Origin of the sequence: Methanoculleus receptaculi (assembly GCF_033472595.1) — an archaeon.
Lineage (GTDB): Archaea > Halobacteriota > Methanomicrobia > Methanomicrobiales > Methanoculleaceae > Methanoculleus > Methanoculleus receptaculi.
Map to the genome: position 1 here is coordinate 414,489 of NZ_CP137642.1, position 17,173 is coordinate 431,661.

Below are 17,173 nucleotides of genomic sequence, written 5' to 3' on the forward strand. Positions count from 1 at the left end.
AAATCGGTTGAATTTACGTCAGACACCGCTGTCCACCCAGGCTGGATCCATGTCACATGTGGCTGTCCCCATCGACTAATTTATATAGAACCTCTGAACAAACCTAACGGACAAAGGAGGATTATACAATGCTTTCTGGACAGCCCATCATTATTTTGCGGGAGAATGTTGAGCGCACCCAGGGATTCGAGGCGCAAAGATCGAACATTATGGCCGCAAAAGCAATTGCTGCCGCAGTTCGGACAACGCTCGGTCCCCGGGGGATGGATAAGATGCTGGTCAGTTCGACCGGCGATGTCGTGATCACAAACGATGGTGTAACCATCCTGCACGAGATGTCGGTGCAGCACCCTGCTGCCAAACTGGCCGTGGAGGTTGCAGAGGCCCAGGACGACGAGGTCGGCGACGGCACCACGACCGCAACAGTGCTCCTTGGATCACTTATGGAGGAGGCGGAGGACCTGCTGGCTCAGGATGTTCACCCTACCACCATAGCGCAGGGTTACAGGATGGGTATGGAGAAGGCGCTCGAGGTCGTGGATGAGCTGGCAATCCCCGTCGGCGCCGACGACCGGGAGAATCTCCTCAAACTCGCCGGGACCGCCATGACCGGCAAGTCTATTGAGGGGATAAAGGACAAGGTCTCGGCGATCGTGGTGGACGCGGTGCGCCAGGTTGGCACAAAGACAGAAGAAGGCACCTACGTCGTGGACGAGGACGACATCAAGATCAAGAAACAGGTAGGGGACTCGATGGATGATGTCAGCCTGATCAGGGGTGTCGTCATCGACAAGAAGCGTGTCTTTGAGCAGATGCCCGAGAAGGTCACTAACGCGAAGGTGGCCCTTCTTGCCCAGCCGCTTGAGATCACAAAGACCCAGGTGAAGTCCAAGATCAAGATCACCACTTCCGACCAGGTCAGGGCGTTTTCAGAGCAGGAGCGCGAGTCGCTCAGGAAACTTGCTGACCAGATCGTTGCTGCCGGTGCAAACGTTGTCCTCTGCCAGAAGGGGATCGCCGACGCAGTTCAGTACTACCTGGCCAAGCACGGTGTCTACGCTTTAGAGGACGTGAAAGAGGAAGACATGAAGTTCGCCGCGAGAGCGCTCGGCGGGAACATCGTTAACAAACCCGAGGAACTCACCGAAGATGCGCTCGGCCACGCTGAGATGGCCGAAGAGGTTCCCGATGCCGAACTCACGATCATCTCTGGCTGTGAGAACCCGAAAGCGGTCACGATCCTCCTCCGCGGCACCTCCCAGCTGCTCCTGGACGAACTTGAGCGTGGGGTCTATGATGGAACCAGGGTTATCCAGGACGCCATCGAGGACGGCAAGTTTGTCACTGGCGGGGGGTCGGTTGAGACCGAACTCCAGTTGCGTATCCGTGACTACGCCGCAACCATCGGGGGGCGTGCCCAGCTTGCCATCGAGGCGTTTGCAAACGCGTTCGAGGTCATCCCGAGAACGCTGGCGGAGAATTCCGGGTTTGACACTATCGATAAGGTTGTCGCCATGCGGAAGGCGCATGCCGAAGGCGCCAGGCACGCCGGACTGGATGTCTACACCGGCGAGGTCGTCGACATGCTGGATGCCGGGGTAGTCGAGCCTCTCCGCGTGAAGGCCCAGGCGATCAAGAGCGCGACCGAGACGGCGGTGCTACTCATACGCGTAGACGACATGATGATCACCCGGTCAGAGAAACCTGGTGAAGCGGGCGCCGAGTAACTCAACCCCTCGAGGAGGTCGGGAACAGCAAAACCTCCTCTTCCTCGATCTTTTTGTCCTGCGGAAGGCTTCTTTTGCTGTGAAACACGAGTGCGGTATCGGGGTTGATCCCGAAAGATAGGAGGGCGGTCTCGTAAGTATCTTCGGGCCTGCCGCTGTAAATCAGCGCAACGCCGTCAGGGATGATGGTGAACCGGCAGAGCATATCTCGATAATGTTATAGTGAGAGAATCTAAATGCTATTGGTCAATTTTGTGCCGAGGTAGTCTAGTCCGGGAAGGCGGTGGCCTCGAAAGCCACTGGTGCCTGGCACCTCGGGAGTTCAAATCTCCCCCTCGGCGTTTTCAGGTTCCTCATATAGGATCCGGCACGCCCCCTGGACGGGGCTGAACCAGGTTTTCGGGACCGTTTACCGGAACCTTTTCTGCGATCCCGGTATCGGCGCGGATGCGTGCGGTTCCGGGAGAGATATTTATGGTCACGGTAAACCACGGTTGGTACGTAGCGCCTGCTGTCCGGGATCATCCCGCGCCGGCCGATGGAGATCTCCCGTGGACCACTGCTTTGACGAACTTGACGATGCCGTCGTCATCCTTGACCGGGATAACACCGTTGTGCGGCTGAACCGATCGTTTTGCGAAACGTTCGGGATCGGCGATGATGCTGCCCGCGGCATGGAGATAGGCGACCCCATCGCCCGCCACCTCGCACCGCTCTTCGAGTAGAGGGACTCTGCCGATCGGATAATCGAAGCACTCCGGAACCGCGAGGAGGTGACGCACGAGACCTGCCGGATGCGAACCTCCACCGGTGAGGTGCGTCACTTCTCCTTCTCGTGCCGGGTGATCTCCGGCGAGCCCGGCGCCTGGGAGAGGCTTGCACGGTTCCGGGAGATCACTCCCGGACGTCAGGAGGAGATGGCACGGATCAGGGCCGAGTCGGTCTTTACCGCCGTCGGAGAACCGGTGCCCTACGGCCTCTGGGTATGCGGGCCGGACGGCAACGTGCTCTACCTTTCCGCCTCGTTCCTCGAACTGGTGGGAAGGACGATCGAGGAGTGCCGGCACGCCGGCTGGCTGGAGTGCATCCCGCTCGAGGACGCGGCAGCAGTGCGTTCCGACTGGAGACGGTGCCTCGATATGGGGTGCCGTTGTGATCGCGAGTTAAGGGTTCCGGATCCCAACGGGGAGTGCCGTACCATCCTCTCCGGGGGAGCGCCGATCCGTGACAGGGACGGGTAGATCGTCCTCTGGGCCGGAATCTCTGGGCCGGAATTAATCTCGACATCACCGCGAGAAAACAGGCCGAGCGGCTCACCGCCGTCCGGGCGGCGCAGCAGGCAGCCATTGCGGACCTCGGCCAGTTCGCTCCTGGAGGGGCGGAGCTTCCCGAACTGATGAACACCGTGGTCCGGATGGTGGCGGAGTGCCTGGGAGTCGAGTACGCCAAAGTGCTCCGGTACCTGCCCAATGAATATCTTTTCATCCTCGAGGCGGCGGTGGGATTCGGCGGAGCCAGGGTCGGTACCGAGAAAGAGGATGGAGGAACCGATTCCCAGGCGGGGTACACCCTTCTCTCTCATGAGCCGGTGATCGTCGAAGACTTCGACGCCGAGACCCGGTTCCGGGGCCCGGCCCTCCTGCGAAACGAGGGGATCCTGAGCGGCATCAGCGTCATTATCCAGGGTGACGAGGCACCGTACGGGGTGCTCGGCGCCCGCACCAGGTCCCTGCGCAGGTTCACCTGTGACGACATCAACTTCGTCCAGCCGACCACGAACGTTCTGGCACAGCGGATCAAGCGAAAGGCGGCCGAAAAGGCGCTCAGCAAGAGCGAGGAGAAGTTCCGCGAGATAGCGCAGCGGAGTTTCGACATGATCTACACCTGCTACCACGACCGGGGGATCACCTACATGTCCCCGGCCGTGATCCGCATCCTTGGCTTTACCCCCGCCGAACTCATCGGCTGCAAGTGCTGTGACTACGTCACCCCCCTTATCGTTCGCCGCATGGGAGGAGGGGCAAAAGAAAATGGCGAGAGGCGAATCGATCGAAGGGCTCGAAGTCGAGTTCCGCCGAAAGGACGGGACGACGGCCTTTGTCGAGCTGAACGAATCCCCGATCGTGGAGAACGGAAAGGTGGCCGGCGTCCAGGCGGTGGGAAGAGACATCACCGAACGGAAACAGACCGAGCAGCTTAACCGGCAGGCGTTCGAGCAGATCGAACGGAACATCGAGCAGTTCGCCGCCCTCGGCGATCACATACGCCAGCCCCTGCAGGTGATCCTCGGCATGGCCGACCTGGCCGACGATCCGAAGACGTCGGCGGTTATCCACGATCAGGTCGAGCGGATCAACGAGTATATCAGGCAGCTGGACCTGGGATGGGTGGAGTCGCGGGAAGTTCGCGCGTTCCTCCGGCGGCACGATCGGGAGTGACGTCCGGCCTACCTGTAGCGCCGGGTAAGCGGTTTCTCCGTGACAGAGTCTATCCCGACGTCGCAGTCCTGTATCGCGCCGTGCCCGGAAAAGACCAAACGGATCTCCTCAAGAATCCGCTCACCCAGTATCCGCGCGTCGCGCTCCTGGTCGGTGTCCATCTCGATGAACCCGGTTAGTTCTATACGGAACTTTTTCATGCCTCTGCTTGCCTCCGTCTCACTGCAGCATCCGCTTGCATCCTACTGTGTCTCTCCGATACTGCGGAGAACTGCCTGCATGACCCTATCCACATGCTCCCACGTGGGGTTATCCGCGCTCATACCCGGACGCCGGACGATGAAGGGGCGTCCTTCGTCACCGGCTTTGCGCATGTCGGGGTCCAGAGGGATATTGCCGAGATACGGCACGCCAAGGTCCTCTGCGGCCTTCTTCCCCCCGCCCTGTCCGAAGAGGTCGATCTCCTTGCCGCAGTGCGGGCAAACCATGCCACTCATGTTCTCGACTATCCCGAGAACCCTAATATCCATTTTCTCGACGAACTTTACGGCTTTGGTCGAGTCGAGTATGGCAACCTCCTGCGGCGTAGTAACAATAACGGCACCGGCAACGTTCGGGGCGAGCTGGATGATCGATAACGCCTCGTCTCCCGTGCCCGGGGGCAGATCCACCACGAGGTAGTCCAGATCTCCCCAGTAGACATCTGCGAGGAACTGTTTGATGATCTGCATCTTCATGGGGCCGCGCCAGATGACAGGAGTGCTCTTATCCGGCAGGAGAAACGCCATCGAGACGACACCAAGTGCTGGCACCACGTATACCGGTTCGATCCTCGTGCCGTTCGTCGACGTGAGTTTGGTCTCCTCGATGCCCAGCATCTTGGGGATGTTGGGGCCGTGGATATCGAGATCGAGAAGGCCCGTCTGGTAGCCGTGGTTCGCAAGCGCCATTGCAAGGTTCGCGGCCACCGTGCTCTTCCCGACGCCCCCCTTTCCGCTCAGCACCAGGATGACGCGCTTGACGCTCACGGAAACCTTTTCAAACGGGTTTTTCTGCTGCTGTCCGGCATCCTTCGTTGTATTGTCTGTTTCTGCCATAACGTACCCTCAGCACCTCATCTTGGTGGGCGGAATCGTCCGTCCACCGGTCACGAAGTGATTGTGAGCCCACACGAGTGTTCTTCCCGAACAGGATCATGCAACACGGCTCGCACAATAATGTTAACAACGTTAACAGAAAGTAGTATTGATACTTACATGTTCGGCCCCTCTCAGGGATACACGGCGATCCACGGCACCCACCGGATCTACTCCCTGAACGGTTCTCCGCCGGGAAAGGGCCGGAGATCGGTTCGAAACCTGTCTTGCCGGGAACCCCACGTTAAAGAGAGGGTATTGACACAGGGTAGAACGAGGGATATGTGATGGCATTTGATCTATCGAAATGCGACTTCTCCCGCTGCAGGGGAGAATGTCTCGCCCGCTGCCCGTACGTATCATATGATGAGGACGACGCAAAGAGAGCAATGAAGTCCCTGATAGAGGGAGAACGCCACCAGATCCTGAAAGAGTGCATCACCTGCGCAGCGTGCAACGATTTCTGCCCGCTGGGCGCCGATCCCTGGGACCTCATCGCACGGCGGCAGGAAGAGACGGATGCTCTTGGCATCCCGGCGGACGCAAAGCCGTCGAGCGACTGGCTGACGAAACCGGCTGTAGTCATCCGGAGGGGCAAGCCGGGAGGGGCGCTGATCTCGGCCGGCGGGATCTACGAGGTGGTGCCCCAGGCGGAGTTCCTCACGGGACAGGTGTTTGAGGACGCAACCATCATCGGGGGAGGGCCGTACGCGTGCGGGTTTACCGAGACCCACCTCGGCCGGGCGTCCCGGCCGCTGAAGAACCTCCCGCACTTCATAGAGAATCTCGCGAAAGCGGCCGAAGAGTTCGGGGTCGACGAGATCGTCTTCACCCACGACGCCTGCTACAACGTGGCGACGACCCTCGCGATGCAGCAGGGGATCGAGGTGCCGTTCCGATCGGTCCACATCCTCGAGTACATCAGGAACTGGCTGCGCGACCACCCTGACCGGATCACGAATCCGCTCGGCATCAGCGTCGCGGTGCAGGGCGGCTGCACGACCCGCTACGCCCCGAAAGGCGGGGACCGTGAGATCTGGTCGGACTGGCTCGCCGATATCTTCGAAATGATCGGTGTAGAGTCCGTCGAGGAGAAGCGGACGTATACGGGAGATGACCGGCTCTGCTGCGGGTGCGGGATCTTCCACACCCAGCACGAGCGTGCAATCGAGATCCAGCGTAAAAACATCGGCGATGCCGCCAAAGCCGGTGCCGAAGAACTCGTCTTCATCTGCCCGGCCTGCATCTCCGTGATGCGGGCGACCTGCCGGAAGATGGAACTCGAGCCGATCTACATCACCCAGCTCGTGAAGCAGGCGCTGGGCGAGGAACTCGGACCCGCCGGAACCGCCGCGTTCGGGTATCCGGTGAAGTAGCCAGACGAGGTGAGAAGAATGGTGAAGTTTACGAAGGAGATGAAAGAAGCCCTGCGGGTTCCTGGCAAGGGGGGGAGCCTGATCTACCTCTGCACGTCGAGCAGGGACGGCAACCCGAACATCGCCGCGATGCGGTTCGTCGCCACCCACATGGACGACAAGATCCTGATCGCCGATATGTTCCTCTTGAAGACGAAGGCGAACATCAAGGAGAATCCCAACGTCGCGGTCACGATCTGCCACCCGCTCGACGAGGGCCGCTGGTGGGTCTTCCGGGGCAAAGCCGTGGACATGGAGTACGGGTTCCCGCGCGATTTCGACTGGTACGGCGCGAACGCAACGGATATCCTGAACGAATGGGGGAACTGGAACAAGGCCGAACCGCCGGATGAGGTGCCGCCGGACATCGTCTTCCCGAAAGCCGTCCAGCGCGGGGTTGTGGTCGTGCATGTCGAGGAGGTCTACTCCATCGAGCCGGGACATGTAGGAGAGAAGGTTCTAACGGGGTGATCGGGATGACGGTAAATCTGACAGATCGGATGAAGGCATGGATCGAGGCGATGGGCAGCCATCTCTGCGTCGCGACGCCGGAGGGCGTGCCGTTCGTGGTGCTGGGCCGCTATGCGAAGGTGACGGGCAACGATGAGGTGGCGTTCGCGCTTGCGGCAGATGAGGCGAATGTGATCGCGCCCGTGCTGTCGAAGAACCCGCGGGTGGCGTTCGGCGTCTCGCGCCAGGGCGGTATCCGTGCCCCATACCAGTTCAAGGGAACCGGAGAACTCCTCCGTTCCGGATCGGTCTTCGACACGGTCGCGGCACAGGCAAAAGAGGAGAAAGGGATTGACGCGGAATCGGTGCTTCTCGTCCGCCTGACCGAACTCTACTGCACGAAGCCCGGCTACGAGGCCGGGCAGAGGCTCGACGGCATGTCGCCGGAGGAACTCGATGCGTGGGAGCGACAGCGCTGGAAGGACGTGCCGAGGAAGAGGGACTGAGTTCCGATGAGCAACGACGAAAAAAAGATTCCTAAACAGTTTCCCTGGATCATCCCCTTCTCGTGCGAGGGGTGCGGCGACTGTGTCGAGGCCTGTCCGACCGGCTCGATCGAGCTTGTGGATCTCGGAAAGAAGATCGACAAGGCCTGGATCACGAACCCGGAGACCTGCATCGGCTGCGGGAAGTGCGCCGATGCCTGCGTCGTCGGCGCCGTGCAGATGACGTCCTACGTCGAGAAGGCACTCAAGCGCTACCGCGAGAAGACGAGCCCGGAGTAATTCAGGGATCAGGCTCCTTTTTTACGTTCCCTGAAACACACACCTATGAGAGTGTGATGGGCACAGCACCGATCAGTACACTGGACCGTGGTGGCTGCGCATCTGATGGTGTGAGGTGCGATGTTCCGGAGGAGCGGAGCTTGAGAAACTCGAAGAGTTTCGAGGGGGGAGCACCCCCTCTCCCCTGTCTCTACTCCATAAGGCTCTACCTGCAACCCCCACCGCCCGCGCTTCGCGCTCCTCCCGCCCCCGAGAGGGGCGGGCAGTGCGTGACGATAGCCGGTGGGAAACCGTGTCCCGGGAGCGAGTTGTGATTCTGTTCTTTTTCGGGATCTCTCAATACTGTGGATCATGGGAATATCCCCCCTGGGGATGGGGCTGACGGGGAGGGGGCTCGCCCCCACCCCTGTCTCTGCCTCGTATCTCCAGTTTCCAGAATCATTTTATACAGATAACTATACGCCTGTAGCCCCCACTCGAAGACCTTTGGTCTTCTCAAGCTCCGGACGTTGTCCCTCGCACCCCGCCCCAGGGGGCGGGGGCAGTGCGTGGCGATACCCGGGAATATCGGTTGATGGGGTATGTGAGTAGAACGGGGTTGCCCAGAAATACCTCCCGAAGAAAGTAGAGGAGTTCAACAGAGCCCTTGAACCCAGACTCATACCTGACTCTACAGAACCCCAAACGACTCAAGCAGCACGTCGGCATTCAGGCTACCGAAGTGATGGACTTCGCCGCTCTTCGAATCGTTCACCGCAACCTCCGCCGGCGAGAAGGCAAGCAGCGAGTCCACCTTGAGGAAGTCGTAGCCGGCATCCTTGAGCACCCGGGCAAACGGCCTCCCGTAGTCTGGGGAGGTCTGTGAGGGGAGGGTCGCAAAGACCGGGTCGTAGCCCTCCGCGACGAGGGAGACCGAGCCGTAGTAGATGTTGCAGTCGTTGGTCATCCCCATCGCCTCGATGCCGGTCCGCTTTATGGGCCCGATCGGCGATCGGCCCGCCGCATGGCTGATGCGGAGGACGTCGTATCCTCTCTCCTCGAGTTTGTGGAGGGTCGCCGTGACGACCCGCCCGGAGATCTGCACCGAGCCGATCAGGCTCCGGGTCGGGGCGACGAGGACGTAGAGGTTTTCGGGTTCGATGCCGCACTTCTCCGCGATGAAGCCCGTGACTTCCTCGTCCGGGAGGGTGTCCGCCTCCAGCGCGAGGATGCCGATCTCAGAGGCGTCGCGGTAGCCGAGCATTTTGTAGGTATTTTTCGGCTTTAAGGAGAGCGCCCGCGCCGGACCGGAAGCCATCGCGGAGTAGCCCCCGGCCTTGAGCACCCATCCCGCCTTCTGCGAACCGAGGCACGCGAGAGCGGGGCGGCTCACGGTGAGGTGCAGGAACGGGACGGGCACGTCGGCCACCCGGCCCATGGTTATCGCCGCCGTCGCAAGCCCCGCAAGGCAGGTCTCCACGAAGAGGGCGCCCGCCCGGTAACTCCCGGCGACGTGCACGCCGCAGTCGATGCACGTTGCGCCGTTCTCCAGTTCTGCAACCGCCACCCCGAGTTCGTCCCGGCGGTCGATCAGTTCTCTGACGACAGGCATTGCCGTGCGGTTTACGCTGAGCATCGTCCTCACCTATCTCAGCGGAGGGATAGGGTGCAGAACGCTTTAGCAGTTCCCTTCCGGGCATGCAACCCGGTCCGACGCGCACCCGGCAACGACCGGCTTTATGCAACTGCCCGAGAAATAGGTAATTACCTATGCCGGACAACACGAGAGAAGGCTCATCGGCACGCTTCGTGGATGGCGGGATCCCCGCCGGGATGCTCGCCGCCGTGCGGGAAGAGCGGCCTCTCATCCACCATATCACAAACAGCGTCACAATCAACGACTGCGCGAACATAACCATCTGCGTTGGGGCCGCCCCCGTGATGGCATCTGCGCCTGAGGAGGTCGCCGAGATGGTCGCCGCCGCCGGTGCGCTCGTCCTGAACATCGGGACACTCTCTGCCGCACAGGTCGAGGCGATGCTGATTGCCGGCCGCCATGCAAACGATCTCGGTATCCCGGTCGTCCTAGACCCGGTCGGTGCCGGGGCAACGGCGTTTCGGACTGCATCCACAAGACGGCTCCTGGAGGCTCTCGATATCGCTGTACTGAAAGGCAACGCCGGGGAGATCGGTGTCCTCGCCGGAACCGGCGGGAGCGTAAGAGGGGTCGATTCGGCCGGTATCACGGCCGACCCCGTGGCGACGGTGCGGGAGTGCGCCAGTTCAACCGGGACGGTGGTGGCGATGACGGGGGAGACGGATCTCGTCACCGATGGGAGGGGGGTGTATGCCGTCAGAAACGGCAGTCCCCTGATGGAAAGGTTATCCGGGACGGGGTGCATGGCCGCGTCGATCACCGGGGCGTTCGCCGCGGTCGCAGGCGATCTCCCTGTCTCGTCGGCGGCAGCGCTCGCGGCGTTCGGCCTGGCCGGTGAGCGGGCGGAGGTTGCGGCACGCGGCCCTTACTCGTTTCGGGCGGCGCTCTTCGATGAACTTGCCGGGCTCACCCCCGACGACCTCGCCCGCCATGCACGGGTAGAGGTGTTGTAGATGGGATACGACCTCTACGTGATCACGGACGAGACGGTTGGTGGCGGGCGCTCACACGCCGAACTCGCCCGCCGGGCCGTCGCCGGGGGTGCGGACGTGATCCAGCTCCGCGATAAGAGGCTCCCCGGCCGGGACCTCCTTGATGCGGCCTCCGCCATCCGGGAGGTCACCTATGATGCGGGAGCGCTCTTCATCGTGAACGACCGCCTGGACGTGGCCCTCGCGGCCGGTGCCGACGGCGTCCACCTCGGCGAGAGCGACCTCCCTATCAGGCACGCCCGGAGGATCGCTCCACCGGGGTTCATCATCGGGGCCTCAGTCGGGTCCGTGGCCGCGGCGGTCCGGGCCGGGTTAGAGGGCGCCGACTACGTGGCGCTCAGCCCAACATTCTCGACCACGTCCAAGGATGACGCAGGGGAGGGGCATGGGCTCGCCGTGCTCTCGGCGATCAGGGCAGCGGTCTCCGTCCCGCTAATCGCGATCGGCGGAATCAATGCGGGAAACGTTGCCGATGTCATCGCTGCAGGGGCTGATGGTGTTGCGGTGATCTCGGCGGTCGTCGGGGTGGACGATGTCACGGCAGCTGCCCGTGACCTCCGCGCCCGGATCGCCGCCACGAAACGGGGTTGCTGAGTGTCTTCACCACCGGCTCACACCGTGTCGTTATCGAGATCCTTGCATGACCGCCTGAAGGTCCTCTCCACACGGTATCCGTCTTCCAAAATGTGCCGGCACACAAACCCTCTTTGTCCTGGCTGTAGAACCTTTCCTGCGTGATACCCATGACCCGGATCGAGTTCACCCCAACCGGGATCGTCCACTCCCCATTCCACGACCCGCGTGATATGCCCATCCAGCCAGTCGGAGCGAGGGGTGTCCGGGGAACGGTTGAACTCCACCCCGGCTGCGCCCCGGGCCTAAAGGACATTGAGGGTTTTTCACGGATCATCCTCCTCTACCACTTCCACCGATCGGAGGGCTATTCGCTTGAGGTGGTGCCGTTCCTGGATGCAAGACCTCATGGTGTCTTTGCGACCAGGGCACCCCGCCGCCCGAACGCGATCGGTCTCTCGATTCTGCGGCTTGTTGCCGTCGATGGCGCGACGCTCATAGTCGAGGACGTCGATATCCTGGACGGCACTCCAGTCCTTGACATAAAGCCTTACGTCCCGGCGTTTGACGCCTACCCTGACGAACGTTCCGGGTGGCTGGCAGAGACTGAAAAAGATCCCGGCAGCGTGCGTTCGGATGATAGGTTCTGTTGAGTGCAGGGATCAGAAGATATAACACAACTGGCGTAAAGTAAACCAGCTTGACATAACCTGAAAGTAAATGTGCAGTCTTTAATAGCCGGGGCGCCGGTACTGAATGGTATCATGTCAAAAGAACCCATTGCATTGATTACGGCTGTCCTCATTGCCGTTCTACTCTGCACGGCAGGGTGCAGCAACACAGTCAGCGGGAATGGGACTTCCACCGCCGACAACACGACGCTGCTGGTCTACTCAGGCGCAGGACTCAAGACGGCGATGACCGAGATCGGGGAGGTCTTCACCGAGAAATACGGTATCGGCATCGATTACAACTTTGGCGGTTCCGGCACGCTCATCACACAGATGGAGTTATCCCGGAAAGGCGATCTCTTCATCCCCGGCGGAACGCCTGACTACCGGATCGCCCAGGGTAAGGGGCTGGTCGGTGAACCCGGATACGTTGCCTACCACGTCCCGGTGATCGTGGTTGCCCCCGGAAACCCGAAGAACATCACCTCGGTTGAGGACTTCGCCCGGCCAGGGCTGAAGATCGCCCTCGGCGACGCGAGCACCACCGCAATCGGCAGGGCCAGCGATAAACTCTTCCAGCAGCGTGGCATCCTTGACGCCGTTGAGGCAAACGTCGTCCTCCGGGCGCCGACGGTCAACGAGGTGGCCGTGGCGATGAACATGGGCACCGCTGACGCCGCCCTAATCACACTTGATATGGTCAACCCCGAGACCATGGAGGTCATCGAACTGCCGCCGGAAAACGGTGTTGTCCTTATAGTGCCGATAGGGGTGACCACGTTCACAGAGCACCAGGATGCCGCCCGTCTCTTCGTTGAGTTTGTCACTTCCGGTGAGGGAAAGGCTATATTTGTAAAGCACGGGTTCCCGGCGTATCCTGATCCGGCCTACACCGGTATAGAACCGTGATCATCATGGAGTACTCCTGCAGGGTGATCGGCGTCGCCCGGACACCCTTCACCGATCCGGCCGCCACCCCGATCCAGGCGGCTTTCTCCACCGCCCGCGGGGCGGTGGAGGTCTTCCCTGAGTACAGGGATGGGCTATCGATGCTCGTGGGGTTCTCCCATATCCTCCTCATCTACCGGTTCCACCGGGCTGCCGCCGAAGAACTTGCCGAACGACCGCTTATCGATGGCGCTGAGCCGCACGGCATCTTTGCCACCCGGCACTTCAACCGTCCGAACCGGCTTGGTATATCGGTTGTCAGACTCACCGGGATCGAGGGAGGGAGCATCACCATTGAGGGCGTCGACCTCCTGGACGGTACTCCGATCCTCGACATCAAACCGTATATCCCGGCATTTGACTGCATCGAGAGCGCGAACTCCGGGTGGGTGACGCCTCAGCACGTCGAGCGGATCCAGAGACAGAGTGCATTATTCAGGTCAGGGTGAACGTGTTCCAGGATCGGGCCACTCTCCCTCGCCCCACACCCTTCAAGGTAATCTTTCTTGCCGTATTGTTCTGCCTGATTGCGTACTTTCTCGTGGTAATTGTTGGTCTGGTAGTCTACCCGCCGTTTCCGGCTCTCGTTGAGAGCCTGCGATCCCGGGAGATCCTGTTTGCTGTTGAACTCTCGCTCGTCACCTCGGTGGTCTCCACCGCCCTCTGCGTTGTCGCCGCCGTGCCTGTTGCCTACTCGTTAGCTCGGTTCTCTTTCCCCGGTAGAGGGCTGGTAAACACCCTCTTTAACATCCCGCTTGCACTGCCGCCGCTCGTCGCGGGTGTGGCGTTGCTCATCTTCTACGGCCCATCGACGTTCGGCAAGATGCTCTCGGCGTTCGGTCTCGATATAGTCTACACCCCGGTTGGGATCGTTGTTGCCCAGTTCTTTGTAAACCTGCCATATATGGTCAGGGTCGCCCGTTCGGCCTTCGAGACGATCAACCCCCGCTTCGAGCACGTTGCCCGGACGCTCGGGTGCACCGAGTGGAGCGCGTTCCGTCAGGTCACCCTCCCTCTCGCCAGAAACGGTCTGATAGCCGGACTTGTCATCACCTGGTCGAAGGCTATCGGTGAGTTTGGAGGTGTCATGATGCTTGGGGGAGCTACCCGGATGAAGACCGAGACCCTGCCCATCGCGCTCTTCCTGAACATGTCAACGGGCGACCTTGATCTTGCCATAGCCGCGTCTGTCATCCTGATAGTCATATCGGTGATCTCGTTTGCGGTCTTCGAACGCTGTAGCGGCGAGCGGGGGGTGTTCTAGGTGCTCAAGATCACGGGGCTCACCAAACGTCTCGGGGACTTTGTTCTCGACGGTGTGGACCTGACAGTCGCAGACGGTGAGTACTTCATCATCCTCGGGCCTACCGGCGCAGGAAAGACCATACTTCTCGAGACCCTGGCGGGGATATACACACCTGACGACGGAACGATCACCCTGGATGGCCGTGACATCACCCGCACCGACCCGAAAGATCGGGGGATCGGCATGGTTTACCAGGATTACATGCTCTTTCCCCACCTCACCGTCGGGGAGAATATCGGGTTTGGTCTCCGGCAGAGGAAGGCCGATCCCGCCCGCATAAGGGAGGAGGTGCAGGAGACCGCCGCCCTTCTCGGGATTGAGCATCTCCTCTCCCGCACCCCCGGGACGCTCTCAGGCGGTGAACAGCAGCGGGCGGCGATCGCCAGGGCGCTCGTTCTCAGGCCTCACGTCCTCCTCCTGGACGAACCGCTCTCGGCGCTCGATACCTCCACCCGGGACCGGCTCCGCAGGGAGTTGAGGTCGATCTGCCGGGCGACGAAAACAACGGTCATCCACATCACCCATCACTTCGAGGATATATTCGCTCTCGCCGATCGTGTAGCGGTGATGCAGGAGGGGAGAGTTGTCCAGACCGGCACGCCTGATGAGGTCTTCCGGAAACCTGCCACCGGGTTTGTCGCTGCTTTCACCGGTATGGAGAACGTATACTGCGGGGTTTCAAGGGTTCTGAACGGCGAGGCGACGATCGACCTCGGCGGGATCACCGTCCGGACGGTCAGCGAGATCGAGGGTGAGGTCTGTGTCGGTATCCGGCCGGAAGAGGTGATTTTGTCCCGCGAACCTTTTGAGTCAAGCGCTGCAAACACCTTCCCCGGCATGGTGACCGAGATCCAGAGGAACGGCACGTTTTCAAGGGTCTTCGTCGATGCCGGGGTTACATTCGTTGCCGTCCTGACACCACAGAGCGTCGAGCGCCTGCGACTGGCCGGGGGTGTAGCGGTCCAAGTCACATTCAAGGCCTCGGCCGTCCACGTCTTTCTGCGGTAGGAGCAGGCCATTCCTCCCGGCCAGAAGGAGCGGCCGGATGGGGGAAGAATCCAACGAGATAACAAAACGAACGTCTTCTGCAGCTGACCACCCCCGCCACCCGGCCGATAGGAGGGGCGGAAACGCCCCCCGCCGTGTCCTGACATGCTCCAGAAAAAGCAGAATAGGGGCCGGGATGTGCCCGCCGCACTTATATCTTCTTAAACCGGCTCTTCGGCGCGCCGCACCGGGGACATTTCCAGGTATCTGGCAGGTCTTCGAAGGCTGTGCCGGGTTTAACACCGTGTTCAGGGTCGCCGAGAGCGGGGTTGTAGACGTAGCCGCACTGTGTGCACCGATACAAATCCATCGTATCATCACCTCATTCCCTGCCGGCCGCCGGGACGGCAAAGGGTAATATCTCGTTTACTTCCGCTTCAGGATAAGTGCTCCGGTCACGATACCGGGAAAGGAAGTTCCTTTCCCGTGCAACCGTCGAGGACGATCGAGCGCTCACCGCGTTCCGATGCAAACCGGATCACGTAGACCGGGTAATAGATCGTCTCAAACTCGATAATCTCGGCCGTTGGCTCAAGCCCTTTCAGGATCGTCCGGAGCGACGATTCCGTGACCTTCGCCTCCAGGCTCTCACCCCGAAGAGGCTCCATGGGGAGGCCGCAGGCTCCAGCCCGGAGAGAAGAGAGCGGCGGGACATCCTCTGTCAGGAGAGGTACGTAGACCGTGGTTTCGCCGATTGTCTTTACCTCTGTTATGAGTTTCGCATCCGAAAGACTCTTTATCGCTTTCTTCACCGCGGCCGCCGGGAGATGGGTCTCGGCCTCGATCTCGACGGGCGTCGATCCTCCGTTTGCAAGCCCGGCAACGACCCTGACCGCGGCCTCATCGAGCCCCAGGAGTTCAGAGAACCCCGGCCTGACCTTCAGCCCCCGGTCTATATCGACGATGCAGCCGGTGCAGCCATCGATGATGAACGACGCCGTCTTTGTGGTCTTCCGCAGAACCCCTCCGATGTAGCGGATCTTCACCCGATGTAGCGGCCGGTAGACCTGCTCCCCTGAGACTATCCGTTCCTCGGGTTCCAGGACCCTGAACCTGCGTTTCCTCTTGCCCCTGGCGATGTCGAGCGCTTCCTCACGGATCAGCACCGGGACAACCGCGTTCCCGCTAATGGGGGGTTCCACCATGGGCGGTTCCGCTTCCTCCTGCTGCGGTTTGCCGCCGCAGGGTTCGTCTCGTGGCCGATCTCCCGGCCGGACAGGCTGCGCCGGCACGAGCCTTGGCGTCTGCCCCCCGTGCCTGCAGATCCTGTCCCGGAATCGCATCTTCACCTTCCCGCGAGAGAGCCCGCCCATAACAAAGAACTCTCCTGGCTCGAGTTCTACAAGTTCGGCGACCTCCCTGTGGGACGAGAAGAAGAGGCTGACCGCTTTCAGGTCGTTTTCGATAGAGAGTTTTCCTATGATCTGGTTGTTGCACTGAGAGAGGACGTTTTTTGTTACGAGCGAGGGTCTCTGTGTCGCGACCAGCAAGCCGAGCCCCCTTTTGCGCCCCCGGCGGGAGATCTCCTCTATCTTACGTATGGCCTCCCCCGACTGCGGGATGAATTTGTCCGCCTCCTCCAGGATCAGAAGAAACGGTTTCTTCAGTCTGCTCTCCAGGTCGTAGAGAACCTCTGCGAGTTGGGCCACGTTCTCCCGCATCTCGGTCTCCGAGACATCGAAGATCACCGCCTTTCGGGAGCAGATCGCCTCTCGTATGATCTCCCGCAGGTTTGCCCGCCCGATCCCCACGTCACAATCATCGCCGGAACCGATCCTGATGATGGAGAACCGTTCCGCAAGCGAGGAGTACTCCCCCTCCGTATCTACGAGGCAGAACCCGACCCGCGCCTGCAGGAGCTGTTCGCAGATCACCGCGATACCCCAGCTCTTCCCGGCGCCCGACTGTGCTATGATGCACGTTCTTCCCGTGACGAGTTCCTGGGCGTCGACGGCAACGTCATGGTCACCGTCCTTTCCGATCACCAGCTCCATCCGCTCAAAGAGATAACAGGGTGCCCGGTCTTTTAACGCTTCCTCTTCGGATCAG

Annotated in this window: 21 protein-coding genes, 1 tRNA gene and 2 pseudogenes; 18 read left to right on the top strand and 6 right to left on the bottom strand. The window is 61.0% G+C overall.

The window, feature by feature from the left end; translation table 11 throughout:
• Nucleotides 1–128: 128 nt before the first annotated feature.
• On the top strand, nucleotides 129–1,727 hold the full coding sequence (thsA, locus tag R6Y96_RS02195) for a thermosome subunit alpha (RefSeq protein ID WP_318621879.1): 1,599 nt from the start codon (nucleotides 129–131) through the stop codon (nucleotides 1,725–1,727).
• 1 nt (nucleotide 1,728) lies between these two features.
• On the opposite strand, the gene R6Y96_RS02200 is transcribed toward thsA, so the two are convergent.
• Entirely contained in the window at nucleotides 1,729–1,932 is a 204-nt protein-coding gene (locus R6Y96_RS02200) for a thiamine S protein (protein WP_318621880.1), read from the bottom strand.
• Nucleotides 1,933–1,983: 51 nt separating this feature from the next.
• Between R6Y96_RS02200 and R6Y96_RS02205 the strand changes: the two genes are divergently transcribed.
• The 6 genes and pseudogenes from R6Y96_RS02205 to R6Y96_RS02230 all read left to right on the top strand — a co-directional run bounded on the left by R6Y96_RS02205 (nucleotide 1,984) and on the right by R6Y96_RS02230 (nucleotide 4,165).
• Nucleotides 1,984–2,068: transfer RNA gene (locus R6Y96_RS02205), tRNA-Ser, on the top strand.
• Between the two features lie 210 nt (nucleotides 2,069–2,278).
• Nucleotides 2,279–2,452, top strand: coding sequence for a PAS domain-containing protein (locus tag R6Y96_RS02210; RefSeq protein WP_318621882.1), 174 nt, complete (start codon nucleotides 2,279–2,281; stop codon nucleotides 2,450–2,452).
• Between the two features lie 48 nt (nucleotides 2,453–2,500).
• Nucleotides 2,501–2,968, top strand: a complete 468-nt coding sequence (locus R6Y96_RS02215; RefSeq protein ID WP_318621883.1) for a PAS domain-containing protein — start codon at nucleotides 2,501–2,503, stop codon at nucleotides 2,966–2,968.
• Nucleotides 2,969–3,141: 173 nt separating this feature from the next.
• A pseudogene (locus tag R6Y96_RS02220) lies at nucleotides 3,142–3,660 on the top strand (GAF domain-containing protein); the annotation flags it as partial.
• A 97-nt stretch (nucleotides 3,661–3,757) separates the two neighbouring features.
• Nucleotides 3,758–3,862 (top strand): annotated as a pseudogene (locus R6Y96_RS02225) (hypothetical protein); the annotation flags it as partial.
• Nucleotides 3,863–3,865: 3 nt separating this feature from the next.
• Nucleotides 3,866–4,165: a histidine kinase dimerization/phospho-acceptor domain-containing protein gene (locus R6Y96_RS02230; protein ID WP_318622540.1), complete on the top strand. Its 300-nt coding sequence runs from the start codon at nucleotides 3,866–3,868 to the stop codon at nucleotides 4,163–4,165.
• 8 nt (nucleotides 4,166–4,173) lie between these two features.
• Here R6Y96_RS02230 and R6Y96_RS02235 read toward each other — a convergent pair whose 3' ends face one another.
• Together R6Y96_RS02235 and R6Y96_RS02240 are read right to left on the bottom strand one after the other, a co-directional pair.
• Nucleotides 4,174–4,365 (bottom strand): hypothetical protein, encoded by a 192-nt coding sequence (locus R6Y96_RS02235; protein ID WP_318621885.1) that lies wholly within the window; start codon nucleotides 4,363–4,365, stop codon nucleotides 4,174–4,176.
• A 42-nt stretch (nucleotides 4,366–4,407) separates the two neighbouring features.
• On the bottom strand, nucleotides 4,408–5,262 hold the full coding sequence (locus tag R6Y96_RS02240) for an Mrp/NBP35 family ATP-binding protein (protein ID WP_318621886.1): 855 nt from the start codon (nucleotides 5,260–5,262) through the stop codon (nucleotides 4,408–4,410).
• Between the two features lie 326 nt (nucleotides 5,263–5,588).
• On the opposite strand from R6Y96_RS02240, the gene R6Y96_RS02245 reads away from it, so the two are divergent.
• Genes R6Y96_RS02245 through R6Y96_RS02260 form a run of 4 tightly spaced genes read left to right on the top strand, consistent with a single transcriptional unit; the run spans nucleotide 5,589 to nucleotide 7,951 of the window.
• Nucleotides 5,589–6,677 carry a (Fe-S)-binding protein gene (locus R6Y96_RS02245; RefSeq protein WP_318621888.1) on the top strand — a complete coding sequence of 363 codons (1,089 nt, stop codon included), beginning with the start codon at nucleotides 5,589–5,591 and terminating at the stop codon, nucleotides 6,675–6,677.
• A gap of 18 nt (nucleotides 6,678–6,695) precedes the next feature.
• Nucleotides 6,696–7,187, top strand: a complete 492-nt coding sequence (locus tag R6Y96_RS02250) for a pyridoxamine 5'-phosphate oxidase family protein (protein ID WP_318621889.1) — start codon at nucleotides 6,696–6,698, stop codon at nucleotides 7,185–7,187.
• Between the two features lie 5 nt (nucleotides 7,188–7,192).
• Complete coding sequence (locus tag R6Y96_RS02255) at nucleotides 7,193–7,672, top strand: hypothetical protein (RefSeq protein ID WP_318621890.1); 480 nt, start codon at nucleotides 7,193–7,195, stop codon at nucleotides 7,670–7,672.
• Nucleotides 7,673–7,678: 6 nt separating this feature from the next.
• Nucleotides 7,679–7,951, top strand: coding sequence for a 4Fe-4S dicluster domain-containing protein (locus tag R6Y96_RS02260; RefSeq protein ID WP_318621891.1), 273 nt, complete (start codon nucleotides 7,679–7,681; stop codon nucleotides 7,949–7,951).
• A 670-nt stretch (nucleotides 7,952–8,621) separates the two neighbouring features.
• Here R6Y96_RS02260 and mch read toward each other — a convergent pair.
• Nucleotides 8,622–9,566, bottom strand: a complete 945-nt coding sequence (gene mch, locus R6Y96_RS02265; protein ID WP_318621892.1) for a methenyltetrahydromethanopterin cyclohydrolase — start codon at nucleotides 9,564–9,566, stop codon at nucleotides 8,622–8,624.
• Nucleotides 9,567–9,700: 134 nt separating this feature from the next.
• On the opposite strand from mch, the gene thiM reads away from it, so the two are divergent.
• The 7 genes from thiM (at nucleotide 9,701) to R6Y96_RS02300 (ending at nucleotide 15,085) form a co-directional block, all read left to right on the top strand.
• Nucleotides 9,701–10,540 carry a hydroxyethylthiazole kinase gene (gene thiM, locus R6Y96_RS02270; RefSeq protein WP_318621893.1) on the top strand — a complete coding sequence of 280 codons (840 nt, stop codon included), beginning with the start codon at nucleotides 9,701–9,703 and terminating at the stop codon, nucleotides 10,538–10,540.
• Entirely contained in the window at nucleotides 10,541–11,173 is a 633-nt protein-coding gene (thiE, locus tag R6Y96_RS02275; protein ID WP_318621895.1) for a thiamine phosphate synthase, read from the top strand.
• 149 nt (nucleotides 11,174–11,322) lie between these two features.
• Nucleotides 11,323–11,805, top strand: a complete 483-nt coding sequence (gene tsaA / locus R6Y96_RS02280; protein WP_318621896.1) for a tRNA (N6-threonylcarbamoyladenosine(37)-N6)-methyltransferase TrmO — start codon at nucleotides 11,323–11,325, stop codon at nucleotides 11,803–11,805.
• A gap of 111 nt (nucleotides 11,806–11,916) precedes the next feature.
• The gene (gene modA / locus R6Y96_RS02285; RefSeq protein WP_318621897.1) at nucleotides 11,917–12,732 is read left to right on the top strand and encodes a molybdate ABC transporter substrate-binding protein; all 816 of its coding nucleotides are present in this window, start codon (nucleotides 11,917–11,919) and stop codon (nucleotides 12,730–12,732) included.
• A gap of 5 nt (nucleotides 12,733–12,737) precedes the next feature.
• Complete coding sequence (tsaA, locus tag R6Y96_RS02290; protein WP_318621899.1) at nucleotides 12,738–13,220, top strand: tRNA (N6-threonylcarbamoyladenosine(37)-N6)-methyltransferase TrmO; 483 nt, start codon at nucleotides 12,738–12,740, stop codon at nucleotides 13,218–13,220.
• Nucleotides 13,221–13,222: 2 nt separating this feature from the next.
• Nucleotides 13,223–14,035: an ABC transporter permease gene (locus R6Y96_RS02295; protein ID WP_318621901.1), complete on the top strand. Its 813-nt coding sequence runs from the start codon at nucleotides 13,223–13,225 to the stop codon at nucleotides 14,033–14,035.
• On the top strand, nucleotides 14,036–15,085 hold the full coding sequence (locus tag R6Y96_RS02300; protein WP_318621903.1) for an ATP-binding cassette domain-containing protein: 1,050 nt from the start codon (nucleotides 14,036–14,038) through the stop codon (nucleotides 15,083–15,085).
• Between the two features lie 190 nt (nucleotides 15,086–15,275).
• On the opposite strand, the gene R6Y96_RS02305 is transcribed toward R6Y96_RS02300, so the two are convergent.
• Nucleotides 15,276–15,434: a rubredoxin gene (locus R6Y96_RS02305; protein ID WP_318621905.1), complete on the bottom strand. Its 159-nt coding sequence runs from the start codon at nucleotides 15,432–15,434 to the stop codon at nucleotides 15,276–15,278.
• An 85-nt stretch (nucleotides 15,435–15,519) separates the two neighbouring features.
• Complete coding sequence (locus tag R6Y96_RS02310; RefSeq protein WP_318621906.1) at nucleotides 15,520–17,118, bottom strand: ATP-binding protein; 1,599 nt, start codon at nucleotides 17,116–17,118, stop codon at nucleotides 15,520–15,522.
• Between the last annotated feature and the right edge of the window lie 55 nt (nucleotides 17,119–17,173).

What these genes read in the sequence shown, in the direction of transcription:
- thsA (WP_318621879.1), top strand. Translation starts at nt 129, where the DNA reads ATGCTTTCTGGACAGCCCATCATTATTTTGCGGGAGAATGTTGAGCGC.
- thiM (WP_318621893.1), top strand. Translation starts at nt 9,701, where the DNA reads ATGCCGGACAACACGAGAGAAGGCTCATCGGCACGCTTCGTGGATGGC.
- R6Y96_RS02250 (WP_318621889.1), top strand. Translation starts at nt 6,696, where the DNA reads ATGGTGAAGTTTACGAAGGAGATGAAAGAAGCCCTGCGGGTTCCTGGC.
- R6Y96_RS02200 (WP_318621880.1), bottom strand. Translation starts at nt 1,932, where the DNA reads ATGCTCTGCCGGTTCACCATCATCCCTGACGGCGTTGCGCTGATTTAC.
- R6Y96_RS02240 (WP_318621886.1), bottom strand. Translation starts at nt 5,262, where the DNA reads ATGGCAGAAACAGACAATACAACGAAGGATGCCGGACAGCAGCAGAAA.
- R6Y96_RS02255 (WP_318621890.1), top strand. Translation starts at nt 7,193, where the DNA reads ATGACGGTAAATCTGACAGATCGGATGAAGGCATGGATCGAGGCGATG.
- R6Y96_RS02260 (WP_318621891.1), top strand. Translation starts at nt 7,679, where the DNA reads ATGAGCAACGACGAAAAAAAGATTCCTAAACAGTTTCCCTGGATCATC.
- R6Y96_RS02235 (WP_318621885.1), bottom strand. Translation starts at nt 4,365, where the DNA reads ATGAAAAAGTTCCGTATAGAACTAACCGGGTTCATCGAGATGGACACC.
- modA (WP_318621897.1), top strand. Translation starts at nt 11,917, where the DNA reads ATGTCAAAAGAACCCATTGCATTGATTACGGCTGTCCTCATTGCCGTT.
- R6Y96_RS02310 (WP_318621906.1), bottom strand. Translation starts at nt 17,118, where the DNA reads ATGGAGCTGGTGATCGGAAAGGACGGTGACCATGACGTTGCCGTCGAC.
- thiE (WP_318621895.1), top strand. Translation starts at nt 10,541, where the DNA reads ATGGGATACGACCTCTACGTGATCACGGACGAGACGGTTGGTGGCGGG.
- tsaA (WP_318621896.1), top strand. Translation starts at nt 11,323, where the DNA reads ATGACCCGGATCGAGTTCACCCCAACCGGGATCGTCCACTCCCCATTC.
- mch (WP_318621892.1), bottom strand. Translation starts at nt 9,566, where the DNA reads ATGCTCAGCGTAAACCGCACGGCAATGCCTGTCGTCAGAGAACTGATC.
- tsaA (WP_318621899.1), top strand. Translation starts at nt 12,738, where the DNA reads ATGGAGTACTCCTGCAGGGTGATCGGCGTCGCCCGGACACCCTTCACC.
- R6Y96_RS02245 (WP_318621888.1), top strand. Translation starts at nt 5,589, where the DNA reads ATGGCATTTGATCTATCGAAATGCGACTTCTCCCGCTGCAGGGGAGAA.
- R6Y96_RS02305 (WP_318621905.1), bottom strand. Translation starts at nt 15,434, where the DNA reads ATGGATTTGTATCGGTGCACACAGTGCGGCTACGTCTACAACCCCGCT.